Below are 15989 nucleotides of genomic sequence, written 5' to 3'. Positions count from 1 at the left end.
ACGGAGTGGGACCAAGTACCTGAGGCTCCAAGTCCAAAACGACAAAAGCCGCCTCCCCTGTCTCTTCGTAAAGAAAATGGGAAGGCGGCGATTATGCGCTACTTCTGCGAGTAGGAACTGCAATCCACGCAGGGCGTTAGGGCCTGCGCGAATTCAGTAGCCGAGGGAGATTACTTCTCCTCGGACTCCTCAGCAGAGGTGTTCTCAGCAGCGGTGTCCTCGGCCGGAGCTTCGGTCTCCGCAGCCTCGTCTGCCTGAGCTTCTTCAGCCTCAGCGGCCTTGGAAGCGGCAGCGCGGGTAGCGCGGTTTGCCTCGGAGGTCACGGTCTCCTCAAGAACGAGGGAGATCTGGGACATCGGGGCGTTGTCACCGGAGCGGTTGTCCAGCTTGATCGTGCGGGTGTAGCCACCCTCACGGTTCTCAAACTTAGGTCCAACCTCGTCGAACAGGTGGGAAACAACATCCTTGCGCGGGATGAGCTTCAGCACTGCGCGGCGGTCAGCAATGGTGCCGGACTTAGCCTTGGTGATGATCTTTTCGACGTACGGGCGAAGAACCTTCGCCTTGGCATCGGTGGTCTTGATGGCGCCGTGCTCGATCAGGCTAGCTGCCAAGTTGCTCAGCATGTGAGCTTGCTGCTTGGCGGAGCCACCGAGACGGGCACCCTTCTTCGGGGTAGGCATTGTTTACTCCTCGTGTGCGGTAAAAGTTGAGCGCGCGGCAACGAGTGCCGCAGTTCAGGGTGATTCTTTACTCGGAATCGTCCGCAGCCGGGTCCTTGAAGTCGCCGGTTTCTGCGTCGTAGCCCTCGAGCTGGGTGGGGTCGAAGTCCTCAGGGGTGTCCTTCAGAGCAAGGCCCAAGTTAGCCAGCTTGATCTTTACCTCATTAATCGACTTCTGACCGAAGTTGCGGATATCCAGCAGGTCGGACTCGGTGCATTCTGCAAGCTCGCCGACGGTGTGGATTTCCTGACGCTTCAGGCAGTTGTAGGAGCGAACGGAGAAGTTCAAGTCCTCGATAGGCATGCCGTAGGCGGCGATGTACTCGGTCTCCTGCGGGGAGGGACCAATCTCGATGCCTTCGGCTGCGTTGTTCAGCTCGCGTGCCAGGCCGAAGAGTTCGACCAAGGTGCCGCCGGCAGAAGCCAGGGCGTCACGGGCGGAAATCGAGTTCTTGGTTTCGACGTCGATGGTCAGCTTGTCAAAGTCGGTGCGCTGCTCAACACGAGTAGCTTCGACCTTGTAGGAGACCTTCAGCACTGGGGAGTAAATCTGATCGATTGGAATACGGCCGATTTCCCCAGAGGTTGCGGCAGCCGGGACGTAGCCACGGCCGCGCTCGACGACGAGCTCAATGTCCAGCTTAGCGGTGTCATTCAGCGAGGCGATGTGCAGATCCGGGTTGTGGATCTCCACGCCAGCCGGCGGCTGGATATCGCCCGCGGTGACATCACCAGGGCCTTCCTTGCTCAGGTACATAACCACCGGCTCATCGGAGTCGGAGGACAGGACCATGCTCTTGATGTTCAAGATGATCTCGGAAACGTCTTCCTTCACACCGTTGATGGTGGTGAACTCGTGGAGCACACCATCAATCTTGATGGAGGTTACCGCTGCGCCTGGGATGGACGACAGCAGGGTGCGACGCAGCGAGTTACCGAGGGTGTAGCCAAAGCCCGGCTCGAGCGGTTCGATGACGAACTTCGAACGAGACGAGTCGATGAATTCCTCGGTGAGCTGAGGACGCTGGGAAATGAGCATTGCAATTCTCCTTTTCGGCGACCGCTATTTGACGCCGGTAGAGGGGGTAAAAATCTTGAGGTTGAAGATTCCTGATGGACCGCGTGGCCTTGAAGGCCCGTGCGGTATAACAGTTTACTTCGAGTAAAGCTCGACGATGAGCTGCTCTTGCAGCGGAATGTCGATCTGAGCGCGCTCGGGCAACTGGTGCACGAGGATGCGCAGCGTATCAGGAACGACCTGCAACCATGCCGGTACGTTGGCATCGATAAGAGCGTCCTGAGCGTCTTCGAACCATTCCATCTTCTGGGAACGCGGGCGGACATCGATGATGTCGTACTGCGTAACCCGGTAGGACGGGATGTTGATGTTCTTGCCGTTCACGGTGAAGTGACCGTGGGAAACGAGCTGGCGAGCCTGGCGGCGGGTGCGTGCCAGACCTGCGCGGTAGACTACGTTGTCCAGGCGGGTTTCCAGAAGGATGACCAGGTTGTCACCGGTCTTGCCTGGGAGGCGGTTAGCCTCGGTGTAGTAGCGGCGGAACTGACGCTCCAGCACACCGTAGGTGTACTTTGCCTTCTGCTTCTCCTGGAGCTGCAGCAGGTACTCAGATTCCTTGATGCGGTTGCGGCCAGCCTGTCCCGGAGGGTACGGGCGGCGCTCGAATGCCATGTCTCCGCCGACCAAGTCGACGCGAAGACGGCGGGATACGCGGGTAGCGGGGCCAGTGTAACGAGCCATTTTCTTACCTCTTTCCTTCCCTTAAACCTTGCGACGCTTGGTCGGACGGCAGCCGTTGTGCGGCTGTGGAGTTGCATCCGTGATCGAGGAAACCTCGAGGCCTGCAGCCTGCAGGGAACGGATGGCGGTCTCGCGGCCGGAGCCCGGACCCTTAACGAATACGTCAACCTTCTTCATGCCGTGGTCCATTGCCTTGCGTGCGGCGCTTTCAGCGGCCATCTGCGCAGCGAACGGAGTGGACTTACGGGAACCCTTGAAGCCAACGTGGCCAGAGGATGCCCAGGAGATAACAGCACCGGTCTGATCGGTGATCGAGACGATGGTGTTGTTGAAGGTGGACTTGATGTATGCGTGGCCCAGAGCCACATTCTTCTTGACGACGCGACGGCCGGAACGGCGTGCGCCGGAACGAGTCTTTGGAGGCATGAACTACTTCTTCTTTCCTGCGATCGTCTTCTTCGGGCCCTTACGAGTACGCGCGTTGGTCTTCGTACGCTGACCGCGTACCGGCAGACCGCGACGGTGGCGCAGACCCTTGTAGCTTCCGATTTCAATCTTGCGACGAATATCAGCCTGAACCTGGCGGCGGAGGTCACCCTCTACCTTCCAGGAGCCTTCAATTGCGTCACGCAGTGCCGAAACCTGTTCATCTTCCAGGTTGTCGGTGCGCAGGTCAGGAGAAATGCCAGTCTTTTCTAGCAATTCCTTGGCACGGGTTGGACCGATGCCGTAGATGTAGGTGAGAGCGACCTCCATACGCTTATTGCGTGGGAGGTCAACACCAGCTAGACGTGCCATAAGGCGTGTCCTTTCGGGTTGTTACGGCGGTTTTCTCCCCATCCGTCCCGTTCCATGCAACGCTTCGCCCGGACCGTGCCGGGAATCCTTGGGTTGCTTACCAGTGCGGGCTCAGGCCACCGTAGCCTGAGGTGTACAGGACAAAGCCGTGCTTCGCCCTTGGGTGAGGAGGCTGACTGTGTTTACTTGTAGCGGTAGACGATGCGTCCGCGGGTCAGGTCATAAGGAGACAGCTCTACGACGACGCGATCCTCCGGGAGGATGCGGATGTAGTGCTGACGCATCTTACCGGAAATGTGTGCAAGAACCTTGTGCCCATTGTCGAGCTCGACACGGAACATTGCGTTTGGCAAAGGCTCGACGATGCGACCCTCTACCTCAATTGCGCCTTCCTTAGCCATAACCTCTACTTTTCTGGTGGCAGACAAGTACCTGTCACCTGCATGTTTGTTGTCTACTGCGGTGGTGCAAGCCAACCAGACCTACTGGCGCTATACACCGTCAAACCAGCATACGCTGCAGTGACACGATTTCCAAACCGCACGCACTTTCCTAATTTCCCAACCTGCAGCAGAAAACTAAAAATACCCTCGTACTCGGTTCCAGCTTTCGGAACTAAGCACGAGGGCGGGGTGCACTCACGCGGTGAACTACACCGAATTAGTAGATGTAAACCTTGTCACCAATCTGGACATCATTCCAGTAGCGAACCGCTGCATCGTACGGCAGGTGGACGCAACCGTTGGAGTCAACATTGGTGTTGTCCAAGTGGAAAGCGTGGCCGTTGTTGGTGAAGTAGATGGAGTACGGCATCGGCGCGTTGTTGAACTCGCGGGAGATTTCGTCCTTCACCTTGCGGTTGACGTGGAAGGTACCGCGCGGGGTTTCCTCGCCCACCATGCCAGCGGACATGGATGGGGAAATGTAGGAAACATCGCCGCCTTCCTGCAGCCAGGTGCGGCGGCCATCAAGGTCGACGCAGATCTTGGCGTCTGCTGGGCAGGAGCCGCGGTCGAATTCGTTGGCGCGGCGCTGCTCCTCCGCACGGCGTGCCGCTTCTTCAGCCTTCGCCTTTTCTTCCGCAATCTGCTGTGCGTGTGCACGCTCAGCCTCCTCGCGAGCTTGGCGTGCTTCCTCGTTCTTCTGCGCTACGAGGCCCGGGAAAAGGAACTCCAGTGCGCTGTCCACTGCGGACTGCACATTCGGCGCCAATTCTGGGGCGTACTTCTCAGCCTGGTCCAGGATGTCAGTGCGGGTCTGCCATGCCTGGTCACGGGTCTGGCCCTGGAAGTTATCAACCTGCTGCTGGGCATGCGCGGTGAGCTGATCAAGATTAGGGAGTTGCTGAGCAGAAGCTGCCGGGGCGCCGGCAATGGTGCTCAATGCCATGACACCAGCCACTGCTGGTGCAGCAACGGTGGCACTTAACTTGCGGAGGCTGAATTTAGACATAGTGGTGAGTATAAACCTTTCAGGGGATTATCGCCTAGTTTAAGAGGCGATTTCTAGGAATGTTTATCAGGAGCGCCTAGTGAGAATGCGGGGGCCGTCCGCCGTAGCGGCTACCGTATGCTCCCAGTGGGCGGCAGTCGAGCCATCCAGCGTGACCACCGTCCAATCATCTTCCAGCACCGCACTATCGACGGTGCCTAGTGTGAGCATGGGTTCGATGGCTAGCACAGAGCCTTCCTGAATGAGGGGCCCGCGGCCAGGCTTTCCCTCACTTTCCAAATAGGGTTCTTCGTGCATGGTCCGGCCAATTCCATGGCCGCCATAACCGTCCACGATATAGAGGGATACGCCAAACTTATCTTCGGCGCGGTAGGTTGCCTGTTCCAAGGCGTGGGAGACATCTGTGAGGCGGTTGCCCGGGACCATCGCTTGGAGTCCTTCCATGAGCACCCACTCGGTCGCCGCGTTCAGCGCCGCAACGTCCGGGTCCGGTTCACCGATGGGAAAGGACCACGCGCTATCTCCTACCCACCCATCGAGGGTGGCACCGCAGTCGATGGAGAGGAGGTCGCCATCGGCAAGCACTGTTTTAGCATCGGGGATGCCGTGCACGATGACATCATTAACGGAGGAACAGATGGAGCCCGGAAAGCCCTCGTAGCCCTTAAAGGTAGGGGTGGCACCGGCATCGCGGATGGTCTGTTCCGCCACCGCATCGAGCTCCAGCGTGCTCACTCCCGGCGCCGCGGCGGCGCGAACTGCTTGCAGCGCCTTGCCGACGATCTCGCCAGCCGCCTGCATGGCATCCAGCTCGCCTGCGGTGCGGGCGGGGATGCGCTTGGTGCGGCGCCGAAAAGCCATTACTTGCCCAGCGCTTCCATGGCGCGGGCGTTGATCTCTTCGACGGAGCCTTCTGCCTTAATGGGGATGATGGCATCGCCGTAGTGCTCGATGAGCGGGAAGGTCTCATCGCGGTAGACGCCAAGGCGGGTGCGGATGGTTTCCTCGTTATCATCGGCGCGGCCGCGGGCCATCATGCGCTCAACAACGACGTCTTCAGAAACCTCGAAGTTCAATACGCCGTCGAGCTTTTCGCCCTTCTTGGACAACAGCTCTTCCAAGATGTCTGCCTGCTCGGTAGTGCGCGGGAAACCGTCCAAGAGGAAGCCGTTCTTGGCGTCATCTTGGCTGAGGCGCTCTTCCACCATGCGCGCGGTGACATCGGTAGGCACGAGCTTGCCGGCATCAATATAGGACTTCGCCTCAATACCGAGAGGAGTTCCATCGCCGATATTGGCACGGAAGAGATCGCCGGTGGAGATGTGCGGGACGCCGAGCTTTTCGCTCAGGATTGCCGCTTGGGTGCCTTTGCCAGCACCAGGAGGGCCGAGAAGTACAAGACGCATTATTTTAGTAGTCCTTCGTAGTTGGATTGGAGAAGTTGGGATTCAATTTGCTTGACCGTGGTCAACGCAACGGAGACCATAATCAAGATGGCGGTACCACCAAAGGCGGAAGTGCCGGCGGCGGAAGAGTGGCCAACGCCGAGGTCCAGCAGGATATTCGGCAGGATGGCGATCAACGCCAAGTACAGGGCGCCGACGCTCAGCAGGCGGTTCATGACAAAGCCGAGGTACTCCGCGGTGGGGCGGCCCGGGCGGATGCCGGGGATGAAGCCACCGTACTTCTTCATGTTATCGGCTTGCTCAGCGGGGTCGTACTGCACCGAGACGTAGAAGTACGCGAAGAAGATGGTCAGCAGGAAGTACAAGACGATGTACTGCCAGGACGACGGCGCCTGCAGGTGCGCAATAACGTTGCGCTGCCACCAGTTATCCGGAGTGTGCACGGAGCTGGAGTTAACGATCTGCGTAATCAGCACCGGCATGTAAATAAGCGAGGAGGCGAAGATGACCGGGATAACGCCGGCCTGGTTGACCTTGAGCGGCAGGTAGGTGGAAGAACCACCGTACTGGCGTCGTCCCACCATGCGCTTGGCGTACTGCACCGGAATGCGGCGCTGGCCCTGCTCGATGAAGGTAATGCCGACGACCAGAACAATGAGACCGGCCAGCACCATGGCAAAGACCATGCCACCGTTGTTTTGCAGGATGTTCATGCCATCGGTAGGCAGGCGCGTAGCAATACCGGCGAAAATGAGCAGGGACATACCGTTGCCGATGCCCTTTTCCGTAATCAATTCACCCATCCACATCACGAGGACGGCGCCGGAGGTCATCGTCACCACAAGCAGGATCAGGGTGAAGAAGTTGCGGTCTTCCGCCAAGACCGGCACGCCCTGGCCCAGGAGCTGCTCGCGATCCGCCAATGCGACGATGCCGGAGGATTGCAGCAGCGCCAAGGCGAGCGTGAGGTAGCGGGTGTACTGGGTCATTTTCGCCTGCCCAGACTGGCCTTCCTTCTTCAGTTGCTCAAAGCGCGGGATGACCACGGTCAGCAGCTGCACGATGATGGAAGCCGTAATGTAGGGCATGATGCCGATGGCGAAGATCGACAGCTGCAATAAGGCGCCACCAGAAAACAGGTTAATCACGGAGTACAGGTCTCCGGATTCTTCTGTCAGCTGACGCAGGCGTCCTGCAATTGACGCGTAATCTACACCCGGCGACGGGATCTGTGCACCGATGCGGTACGCAATGATCATCACGATGGTGAAGACGATCTTCTTGCGTAGGTCGGCATCCTTAAAAGCCTGCAAAATGGCGGACACTACAAAATCCTCCTAGCCTACCGCTGTCACTGCCACGCGCGAATCTTCAGGATTCTTATTGCAGCAACACACGGAGGTGGACACTCGTTGGCCCCCTCAGGGCTCCGCGTCTTTCCCACTCGGCGTTAAGAGGTAAAGACAAGGAGTCCCAAAGGAACGGTGGAACACTTTTGACCCCATAACCCTACCAGCCAAATAACTGCGCGCCACATCTAACCCGCATTATGTGACAATGATTGCCTTTTCTTTCGCGCTTATTCCACTAGGGGTTTACCATGTTAATTATTGCCCCGCGCAATTTTTTACCCGTAATATTTCGGCGTTGCTATCCCTGAACACCAAGATCGTTATTGGTGTGAACCCAACTTTGCGAAAGAACTCTGAATGAGCAAAAAATTCACGCCGATGACCGTTGCTGAGATCATCGACGTCTTCATCCCTAGTCCCAACCCCTTCCGCTGGGAGGCTTTTGATGGCTCGGCTACCGGCCCTGCCGATGCCGAGTACAAGGTCACCATCAATAGCCTCGGCGGACTTGCCTATATCGCCACTCACCCAGGCGACGTCGGATTTGCCCGCGCCTATGTCACTGATGGCATCTCTGTAGAAGGTGAGCACCCTGCCCACCCGTACGGCATCTTCAACGCCCTGCACGCCATGTATGACAAGTTCGAAAAGCCCAGTGCTAAGGACATGGCGCGCGTAATTCGTTCGCTGGCTTCCATGGGCGCCTTCCACATCCAGCCGGTGCCTGAGGTAGAGCGCGCCTCTTGGCTGCGCCGTAAGCTCCACGATGGCCTGTCTAAGCACTCCAAGGAGCGCGATGCCGACGTCATTTCTGATCACTACGACGTGGGCAATGACTTCTACGAGCTCTTCTTGGGCGATTCCATGACTTATACCTGCGCCTACTTCCCCACCCCGGATGCCACTTTGGAGGAAGCGCAGGAAAACAAGTACCGGCTCATCTTTGACAAGCTGCGGCTAAAGGAAGGTGACACCCACCTGGACGTGGGCTGTGGCTGGGGCGGCATGGTGCGCTACGCTGCACGCCGCGGCGTGAAATCCATCGGCGTGACCTTGTCGCAAGAGCAGGCCGAATGGGGCCAAAAGAAGATCGAAGAAGAAGGCCTGCAGGATCTGGCCGAGGTCCGCTTCATGGACTACCGCGATGTCAAAGAAGAAGGCTTCGATGCCATCTCCGCCATCGGCATCATCGAGCACATCGGCGTCCAGAACTACAATGACTTCTTCAAGTTCATGTACAGCAAGCTCAAGGTCGGCGGGCTGATGTTGAATCACAACATCACCTACCCGGATAACCACAAGACGCCCAAGGGCGGGTTCATTGACCGCTACATCTTCCCCGATGGCGAGCTCACCGGCTCAGGCAACGTCACCAAGGCCATGCAGGACAATGGCTTCGAGGTCTTCCACACCGAGTCCCTGCGCTTTGATTACATGCGCACCCTGCACGAATGGTGCGAGAACTTGAAGGAAAACTGGGAAGAGGCCTGCGATCTGGTCGGCCTGCCCACCGCCCGCCTCTACGGCATCTACATGGCCGGCTCGGAGTGGGGCTTCGAGCGCAATATCATTAACCTCTACCACTTCTTGGGTATCAAGCTCGGTGAGGCCGGCTCCCGCGCCGGCGTGCCTGAGCGCCGGTGGTGGGAAGACAGCCGCTTTTAAAAGGAGCCTACTATGACCCTTTTGGATCAATTGCGCGAGCGCGTTTCTGCCCTGCAACCGCGCCCAGTCGACGCCGTGCGCATCGAGCCCGTGGGCTGGCAGGCCCACCGCGCAGGCGTAGACACCCTGCTACGCAGCTTCCGCGAGGTTCCCGCTGGCAAGCGCGTGCGCCTGGCCAAGAAGACCTCTAACCTCTTCCGCGGCCGCAGCGAGAATCAGGTAGGCCTCGATGTCTCCGGATTGGGCGGGGTCATCGAAATCGATCCCCTCGCCCGAACCGCCGATGTGCAGGGTATGTGCACCTACGAGGATTTGGTCGATGCCACCCTGGCGCACGGCCTCATGCCGTTTGTAGTGCCGCAGCTGAAGACCATCACCCTAGGTGGCGCTGTGACCGGCATGGGCGTGGAGTCCACCAGCTTCCGCAACGGTCTACCGCACGAGTCCGTCATCGAGATGGATATCCTCACCGGCACCGGCGAGATCCTAACCTGCTCACGCGAGGAGAACGTCGATCTCTTCCGCCTCTTTCCCAATTCCTATGGTTCTTTGGGCTACGCGGTACGCCTCAAGATTGAGCTCGAGCCCGTGCCTCCCTACGTGGAGCTGCGCGAGCAGCGCTTCCACTCGGTAGAAGAGGCGAGCCGCGTGCTTGCCGATGTCTCCGTTCACCACACCCACGAGGGTGAGATCGTCGATGGGCTGGACGGCGTGGTCTTTTCTGAGGACGAGGCTTACCTCGTCTTCGCCCGCTTTACCGATGAGGAGGGCCCTACCTCCGATTACACGCGGGATAAGATCTACTACCGCAGCCTGCAGCACGCCCAAGGCATGCGGCGCGACCGTCTTACCATCCGCGACTATATCTGGCGCTGGGATACTGACTGGTTCTGGTGCTCGCGCGCGTTTGGCGCCCAGAACCCCAAGGTCCGCAAGGTATGGCCGCGCGAGCTGCGCCGCAGCTCCTTCTATTGGAAGCTGGTGCGCTTGGACCGCAAGTACGAGTTGGAGTACAACTTCATCAAAAAGCCGCACGGCAAGCCGCGCGCTGAGCGCGTCGTGCAAGATATTGAGGTCACCCCGGAAAACCTTCCGGAGTTTCTCCACTGGTTCTTCCAAGCCTCCGATATCCAGCCTGTGTGGCTGTGCCCCATCCGCCTGCGCGATGGCGTGGGCGAGCTCGTGGGCACCGGCGATATTGCCGCCGAGGCCAAGGACCCCTGGCCGCTGTATCCGCTGCGTCCCGGAAAGACGTGGGTCAACGTCGGCTTCTGGTCCGGCGTGGATGGCGATCACGTCGATCCCAGTGCCCCCGGCAATGGCGCATTCAACCGTGTCATTGAAGAAAAGGTCAATGACTTGGGCGGCCACAAGTCGCTGTATTCCGAGGCCTTCTACTCCCGCGAGAGGTTCGAGGAGCTCTATGGCGGAAAGCTCCCGGATGCCATCAAGGCGGTAACGGACCCGGACGACCGCTTCCCCGGACTCTTTGAAAAGACCGTGGACGAGGCTTAGGACGGTCCCACAATCACTGAAGGGTGGAACGCTTTCACGAGCGTTCCACCCTTCTTCTATATCTTGAATACGATCTCGAGCTGATTCCACGGCGCGCGCAGGCAACTATTTGGATATGGGCTACCTGCGCGGTCTTCGCGTTATCCGGCCGAGATGACAGCGGCAGAGATCGACTACACCCCCTCGCCCCACACGCTAGGTGCAAGGAAAGGGGGTGTAGCTATTCTCTAGTCCAGATTACTTGGTGTTGGCGGAACCGCCAGCAGCCTCAATCTTTTCTACAGCGGACTTGGAGAACTTGTCTGCGGTGACGTTCAACTTAACGTTGATGTCGCCGCTGCCCAGAACCTTGACCGGCTGGTTAGCGCGGACCAGGCCAGCAGCTGCGATGTCAGCGACGGTGATGTCGCCGCCATCGGCAAACTTCTCGGCCAAGTCAGCCACGTTAACAACCTGGTACTCAACGTGGTTCGGGTTCTTGAATCCCTTGAGCTTAGGCAGACGCATGTGGATGGGCATCTGTCCACCCTCGAAAGCAGCGGGAACCTGCTTACGAGCGCCGGTACCCTTGGTACCGCGACCAGCGGTCTTACCCTTGGATGCCTCACCGCGGCCAACGCGGGTCTTGGGCTTATTTGCTCCTGCGGTTGGGCGCAGGTCGTGCAGCTTGATGATATCAGCCATGGTTTACTCCCCTGCCACTTCTTCGACGGTGACCAGGTGGCGAACCTTGTGAACCATGCCGCGGATGATCGGGGTGTCCTGCTTAACTACGGACTGACCGATGCGCTTGAGGCCCAGAGCCTCAATGTTCTTGCGGTGGTTCGGCTTGGTGCCCACCAGGCCCTTTACCTGTGTAATCTTCAGAGCCATTGTTTATGCCTCCTGACCTGCGCGCTTGCGCAGCATACGGGCCGGGGTGACCTCTTCGAGGGACTTGCCACGGCGTGCGGCAACCTCTTCGGGGCGAACCAGCTGCTTGAGGCCGTCCACGGTAGCGCGGACGACGTTGAGTGCATTGTCGGAGCCCAGGGACTTCGACAGAATGTCCTGCACGCCAGCGCATTCAAGCACCGGACGAGCAGCACCGCCGGCGATGACACCAGTACCAGGAGCGGCAGGCTTCATCATGACGATGCCCGCTGCGTCGCGACCCTCTACCGGGTGGGTGATGGTGCCGGCAACCATAGGTACGCGGAAGAAGTTCTTGCGAGCCTCTTCTGCACCCTTCTGGATTGCAGCCGGAACTTCCTTAGCCTTGCCGTAGCCAACGCCTACCTGACCCTGGCCGTCACCAACGACGACGAGAGCGGTGAAGGACATGTTGCGGCCACCCTTAACGGTCTTGGAGACGCGGTTGATGGTCACAACGCGCTCGATGTACTTATCGCGCTCGTTGTCCTGCTGGTTACGACGATCGTTGCGACGGCCGTTGCCGCCGCGGTTGTTCTTGTTGTTCTCGGCGGAGCGTCCGCCGTCACGCTGTTCACGGTCCGACATTACGCGATCCTTCCGTTGATGTTTCCGTTGACGATGATCATTAGAACTTCAGACCACCTTCACGTGCGGCGTCTGCCAGCGCAGCGACGCGGCCGTGGTACTTGTAGCCTGCGCGGTCAAAGACGACCTGCTCAATGCCAGCGGCCTTGGCGCGCTCAGCAATCAGTTCGCCCACCTTGGCAGCCTTTGCCTTCTTATCGCCCTCGAGTGCACGGATGTCCGCTTCCATGGAGGATGCGGAAACCAGGGTGTGGCCTGCCAGGTCATCGATGACCTGGACGTGCATGTGGCGCGAAGAGCGGTGAAGGACCAAGCGCGGGGACTCAGGGGTGCCACGCAGGGTCTTACGGATACGGAAGTGGCGGCGTGCGCGTGCTTCGCGACGACGAGAAGAAATGTCCTTGCCGACTGGAGTGCGCTTCGTGTTTTCAGTGTTTGCCATTGCTTACTTACCCGTCTTTCCGACCTTGCGACGGATCTGCTCGCCTTCGTAGCGAATACCCTTGCCCTTATAAGGATCGTCCTTACGCAGGCGACGGATATTAGCGGCGATCTGTCCGACTAGTTGCTTGTCAATACCGGTAATGGACAGCTTGGTGTTGCCGTCCACTGCGAAGGTGATTCCCTCCGGAGCCTTGATGAGGACCGGGTGGGAATAACCCAGGCTGAATTCCAGGTCCTGGCCCTTTTGCTGCACACGGTAGCCGACACCAAAGATTTCCATCTTGATGGTGAAGCCCTCGGTCACGCCAATGACGGCGCTGTTGAGCAGCGAACGGGACAGACCGTGCAGTGCACGGTGCTTGCGGTGATCATCAGGGCGGGAAACGGTCAAGATACCGTCTTCCACGTTGATGGTGATCGGATCCGGAACGTTTACGCTCTGGGTACCCTTAGGCCCCTTGACCTCAACGTCTTGGCCGTTGATGTTGATTTCGACGCCGTTTGGTACGGCGATCGGTGCTAGACCGACTCGAGACATGTGTCAAACCTCCCTTTACCAGACGTAGGCGAGAACTTCTCCGCCTACGCCCTTCTCCTCAGCCTGACGGTCAGTCAGCACACCGTGGGACGTGGAAATGATAGCCACGCCCAGGCCGCCCAAGACCTGTGGCAGTTCGGTGGACTTTGCATACACACGCAGACCCGGCTTAGACACGCGACGCAGACCAGACAGGGAACGCTCGCGGTTGTTGTACTTCAGCTCGAGGGACAGAGTGTGGCCCTCAACGGTGTAGTCAGCGATGTAGCCTTCCTGCTTCAAGATGTCAGCAATATTTGCCTTCAACTTGGAGGTAGGCATCGACACGACGTCGTGGTGTGCGTTACTTGCGTTACGCACGCGCGACAGCATGTCGGCAATAGGATCAGTCATAGTCATATGAGTGACCGTGTACCTTTCTCGTTGCGGTTCCCGTGCTCACCAAAGCGTTTTCCGTGTGATTTCGGGCTACTCACGCTCCTCACGGTCAATACCGCAAGGCGCTCGCCACCCTTTGATTCAGACAACGGTCCGCTATAAACGGCGAGGGGCCTACAACAAAGTTGATGTTCAATTCTTTTTCGGCTCTGCGTTTTGCCAGTTCAGCACGCAAAACCCGCAAGGCTTTGCGCGTGCACCGGTTGTAGCGCAGGGACGCGGCAACACTTTACGCTATATCCTGCGGTTTTCCAAATAAATCCCCTTCATTCATTACAGTCGGATACAGCGCCACATGAATGAGGAGTAGTGAGATGAGTACCGAGAACGAAGATCCGATCCGCACCGCCCACCAATGGCTTGAAGAAGCCGCGCGACTATTAAACCTCGAGCCGCACGAAGCCACGGCGCTGACCCGGGAACTGCTGGATTTAACCAAGGACGTGGCCCATACCCAGTCGCGGCCGGCAGCACCGTTGACGGCGTTCGTGGTGGGGTTGGCATCGGCAAGCACGGCAGAAGCCAAGGTAAATATCGAAACCCTCAAGGAGGCGCTGAAGTAATGGCCGGACGCAAGAATGCCACCTTTGCAGTTACGAAGGTCCGCTTAGGCGAGCACGCGCAGGTCGATACCCGCGCCGATACCGTCGCCGGCGAAGAGCCGCTTGAGATTCGCGTGGGCGGGCAGACCATCACCACCACCATGCGCACCCCGGGCCACGACATCGAATTGGCGCACGGTTTCCTCCACTCCGAGGGGCATATTGCTGCGCTTTCCGATGTCACCACTGCCCGCTACTGCGCCGGTGCCACCGTCGAAGGCATGAATACCTATAACCTCCTGGACCTGGAGCTGGTAAAGACCACGCCGCTGAGCTTGAGCGATCTTCGCCTGACCACGACAACATCCGCCTGCGGCGTGTGTGGTACCTCGTCTATCGAGGCGCTGACGAAGAAGTCTCGCTACCCCATCCCCCAGATCCCCGTGGACCCACAGCTGGTGGTCCAGCTACCGGAGAAACTGCGCGCCGCCCAAAAGGAATTCCGCAAGACCGGCGGAATCCACGCCGCCGGCGCGTTTACCCTTGAGGGCGACCCGGTGGTCATCCGCGAGGACATAGGCAGGCACAACGCCGCCGATAAGGTCATTGGGCACCTGCTCATGGAAGAGCGCCTGCCCGCCGATGACCTCATTTTGGTCATGAGCTCGCGCGCCAGTTTCGAGCTGGTCCAAAAAGCCGCCATGGCAGGTTTTGGCATGCTCGTTGCCGTCAGCGCCGCTTCCTCCTTGGCCGTAGAGACCGCGCGCGAGACCGGCATGGCGCTGGTGGGCTTTGCCCGCGCCGATCGCTTTAACCTTTATTCCGGCACGCTGGCCTAGTCGCGGTAGTCTTCCGGCCCATTATTGAGCCAGGCGTATACCCCGCCGATGAGCAGTCCGCCGCCGATGAAGTTACCTATCCACACCAGCGTCCAGTTAAGAGCAACATTGCCAATTGTCAGCGCGGCCGGCAGCGGATCGCTGCCGAAGAAGGTAAGCGCAAAGAGGCAGAAATTGGCAATCACGTGCTCCAGGCCCAGGCCCACGAAAATGCCGATAATCGGGACGATGACAAAGAACTTCGACACAACGTCCTTGGCAAAGACCGCACCAACGATGCCCATATTGACAACGAAGTTTGCAGCCATGCCCTCTACGAGCATTCCCTGCGGGGATTTGGTCAGCTTGCCTTCAGAGATGGTGACCAACAGGTGCGAGGGATCCATGCTGGCAAGCTTGGCGGACATACCGATAACGGCGGCAAAGATGATGGCGCCTAAAAGGTTAAAGATCGTGGTAATAAGCAATACGTAGAAGGCCTTTCCCCAGGACAAGTGCTTCTGTATTGCCCCGTAGACCATGTACATCATATTGCCGGTGGCCAGCTCCGCACCGAGGATAACGATGGCGAACAGGCCCAAACCGAAGAACAGGGCAAATGTCACGGACCCAAGGCCCGGGGCAACGCCCTCTACCGCTTGGCCTACGACACCGGCAAACACGGTACCGATGCACAGATACACCCCGGCAAGGATGGCGCGGGCAGAAAATCGTGCAAATGATTGATCAAGTAGGGCGGCCTTTTTCAGGGATGCACCCTTGGCAGCTTCGTTGAGAGACACCGTTTTCTTATATTCCTTATTTAGCTGTGGTTATACGGACAAGAGAACCACGGATTATCGTAGCGCGTTGTGCATTCGCTGCCTCAACGGGTAGGAATCGGAATTTATTGCTATAAACTTGATTCTCACCCGCCTCTATTTTCGCTATTTTCCTCGGAGGTGAGCGTGTCAAGTTGTTTGTGTGTGGGGCTAGGTTTATAGGTATTTGTCGAAGCGGGCGGGAAAGGCTACGGCCAT

The 15989-nt window shown here is 58.5% G+C and carries 21 protein-coding genes; 4 read left to right on the top strand and 17 right to left on the bottom strand.

Going from position 1 to position 15989, the window contains the following annotated elements:
* Positions 1 to 170: 170 nt before the first annotated feature.
* The 10 genes from rplQ to secY form a co-directional block, all read right to left on the bottom strand.
* Positions 171 to 683 carry a 50S ribosomal protein L17 gene (rplQ, locus tag ABRP88_RS10920; RefSeq protein ID WP_284784405.1) on the bottom strand — a complete coding sequence of 171 codons (513 nt, stop codon included), beginning with the start codon at positions 681 to 683 and terminating at the stop codon, positions 171 to 173.
* Between the two features lie 67 nt (positions 684 to 750).
* Positions 751 to 1761, bottom strand: a complete 1011-nt coding sequence (locus ABRP88_RS10915; protein ID WP_005277080.1) for a DNA-directed RNA polymerase subunit alpha — start codon at positions 1759 to 1761, stop codon at positions 751 to 753.
* A gap of 114 nt (positions 1762 to 1875) precedes the next feature.
* Positions 1876 to 2481 (bottom strand): 30S ribosomal protein S4, encoded by a 606-nt coding sequence (gene rpsD, locus ABRP88_RS10910; RefSeq protein WP_023016758.1) that lies wholly within the window; start codon positions 2479 to 2481, stop codon positions 1876 to 1878.
* Between the two features lie 21 nt (positions 2482 to 2502).
* Positions 2503 to 2907 (bottom strand): 30S ribosomal protein S11, encoded by a 405-nt coding sequence (gene rpsK / locus ABRP88_RS10905; RefSeq protein WP_005277076.1) that lies wholly within the window; start codon positions 2905 to 2907, stop codon positions 2503 to 2505.
* A 3-nt stretch (positions 2908 to 2910) separates the two neighbouring features.
* Positions 2911 to 3279, bottom strand: coding sequence for a 30S ribosomal protein S13 (rpsM, locus tag ABRP88_RS10900; RefSeq protein ID WP_005281309.1), 369 nt, complete (start codon positions 3277 to 3279; stop codon positions 2911 to 2913).
* Positions 3280 to 3461: 182 nt separating this feature from the next.
* Positions 3462 to 3680: a translation initiation factor IF-1 gene (infA, locus tag ABRP88_RS10895; RefSeq protein ID WP_003854422.1), complete on the bottom strand. Its 219-nt coding sequence runs from the start codon at positions 3678 to 3680 to the stop codon at positions 3462 to 3464.
* 259 nt (positions 3681 to 3939) lie between these two features.
* Positions 3940 to 4731 (bottom strand): L,D-transpeptidase, encoded by a 792-nt coding sequence (locus ABRP88_RS10890; RefSeq protein WP_284784404.1) that lies wholly within the window; start codon positions 4729 to 4731, stop codon positions 3940 to 3942.
* Between the two features lie 66 nt (positions 4732 to 4797).
* The gene (gene map / locus ABRP88_RS10885) at positions 4798 to 5592 is read right to left on the bottom strand and encodes a type I methionyl aminopeptidase (protein ID WP_349837207.1); all 795 of its coding nucleotides are present in this window, start codon (positions 5590 to 5592) and stop codon (positions 4798 to 4800) included.
* Entirely contained in the window at positions 5592 to 6137 is a 546-nt protein-coding gene (locus ABRP88_RS10880; RefSeq protein WP_284770188.1) for an adenylate kinase, read from the bottom strand. The genes map and ABRP88_RS10880 overlap by 1 nt, the downstream gene beginning before the upstream one ends.
* The gene (secY, locus tag ABRP88_RS10875; protein WP_349837206.1) at positions 6137 to 7462 is read right to left on the bottom strand and encodes a preprotein translocase subunit SecY; all 1326 of its coding nucleotides are present in this window, start codon (positions 7460 to 7462) and stop codon (positions 6137 to 6139) included. Before secY ends, ABRP88_RS10880 begins: the two co-directional genes overlap by 1 nt.
* 384 nt (positions 7463 to 7846) lie before the next feature.
* Here secY and ABRP88_RS10870 point away from each other — a divergent pair, with 384 nt between their 5' ends.
* A complete protein-coding gene (locus ABRP88_RS10870) occupies positions 7847 to 9154 on the top strand; it encodes a class I SAM-dependent methyltransferase (RefSeq protein WP_284784399.1) in 1308 nt (435 codons plus the stop codon).
* Between the two features lie 12 nt (positions 9155 to 9166).
* A complete protein-coding gene (locus tag ABRP88_RS10865) occupies positions 9167 to 10669 on the top strand; it encodes an FAD-binding oxidoreductase (RefSeq protein WP_349837205.1) in 1503 nt (500 codons plus the stop codon).
* Between the two features lie 237 nt (positions 10670 to 10906).
* Here the strand turns inward: ABRP88_RS10865 and rplO are convergent, their stop codons facing one another.
* Genes rplO through rpsH form a run of 6 tightly spaced genes read right to left on the bottom strand, consistent with a single transcriptional unit; the run spans position 10907 to position 13550 of the window.
* Complete coding sequence (rplO, locus tag ABRP88_RS10860; RefSeq protein WP_005277000.1) at positions 10907 to 11353, bottom strand: 50S ribosomal protein L15; 447 nt, start codon at positions 11351 to 11353, stop codon at positions 10907 to 10909.
* 3 nt (positions 11354 to 11356) lie between these two features.
* Complete coding sequence (gene rpmD, locus ABRP88_RS10855; protein ID WP_005276997.1) at positions 11357 to 11542, bottom strand: 50S ribosomal protein L30; 186 nt, start codon at positions 11540 to 11542, stop codon at positions 11357 to 11359.
* A 3-nt stretch (positions 11543 to 11545) separates the two neighbouring features.
* Positions 11546 to 12169 carry a 30S ribosomal protein S5 gene (gene rpsE, locus ABRP88_RS10850; protein ID WP_023025205.1) on the bottom strand — a complete coding sequence of 208 codons (624 nt, stop codon included), beginning with the start codon at positions 12167 to 12169 and terminating at the stop codon, positions 11546 to 11548.
* A gap of 40 nt (positions 12170 to 12209) precedes the next feature.
* A complete protein-coding gene (gene rplR, locus ABRP88_RS10845; protein WP_349837204.1) occupies positions 12210 to 12611 on the bottom strand; it encodes a 50S ribosomal protein L18 in 402 nt (133 codons plus the stop codon).
* Between the two features lie 3 nt (positions 12612 to 12614).
* Positions 12615 to 13151: a 50S ribosomal protein L6 gene (gene rplF / locus ABRP88_RS10840; protein ID WP_023025203.1), complete on the bottom strand. Its 537-nt coding sequence runs from the start codon at positions 13149 to 13151 to the stop codon at positions 12615 to 12617.
* Positions 13152 to 13166: 15 nt separating this feature from the next.
* Positions 13167 to 13550 (bottom strand): 30S ribosomal protein S8, encoded by a 384-nt coding sequence (rpsH, locus tag ABRP88_RS10835; protein ID WP_005276990.1) that lies wholly within the window; start codon positions 13548 to 13550, stop codon positions 13167 to 13169.
* Positions 13551 to 13903: 353 nt separating this feature from the next.
* Here rpsH and ABRP88_RS10830 point away from each other — a divergent pair, with 353 nt between their 5' ends.
* Positions 13904 to 14152: a DUF6457 domain-containing protein gene (locus ABRP88_RS10830; RefSeq protein WP_005276987.1), complete on the top strand. Its 249-nt coding sequence runs from the start codon at positions 13904 to 13906 to the stop codon at positions 14150 to 14152.
* Positions 14152 to 14970 (top strand): formate dehydrogenase accessory sulfurtransferase FdhD, encoded by an 819-nt coding sequence (gene fdhD, locus ABRP88_RS10825; protein WP_349837203.1) that lies wholly within the window; start codon positions 14152 to 14154, stop codon positions 14968 to 14970. The genes ABRP88_RS10830 and fdhD overlap by 1 nt, the downstream gene beginning before the upstream one ends.
* On the opposite strand, the gene ABRP88_RS10820 is transcribed toward fdhD, so the two are convergent.
* On the bottom strand, positions 14967 to 15752 hold the full coding sequence (locus tag ABRP88_RS10820; RefSeq protein ID WP_349837202.1) for a formate/nitrite transporter family protein: 786 nt from the start codon (positions 15750 to 15752) through the stop codon (positions 14967 to 14969). The genes fdhD and ABRP88_RS10820 overlap by 4 nt on opposite strands.
* Between the last annotated feature and the right edge of the window lie 237 nt (positions 15753 to 15989).

It is taken from the genome of Corynebacterium sp. KPL2734 (genome assembly GCF_040225595.1).
Lineage (GTDB): Bacteria > Actinomycetota > Actinomycetes > Mycobacteriales > Mycobacteriaceae > Corynebacterium > Corynebacterium rhinophilum.
This window is presented reverse-complemented; position numbering and strand designations above follow the sequence as displayed.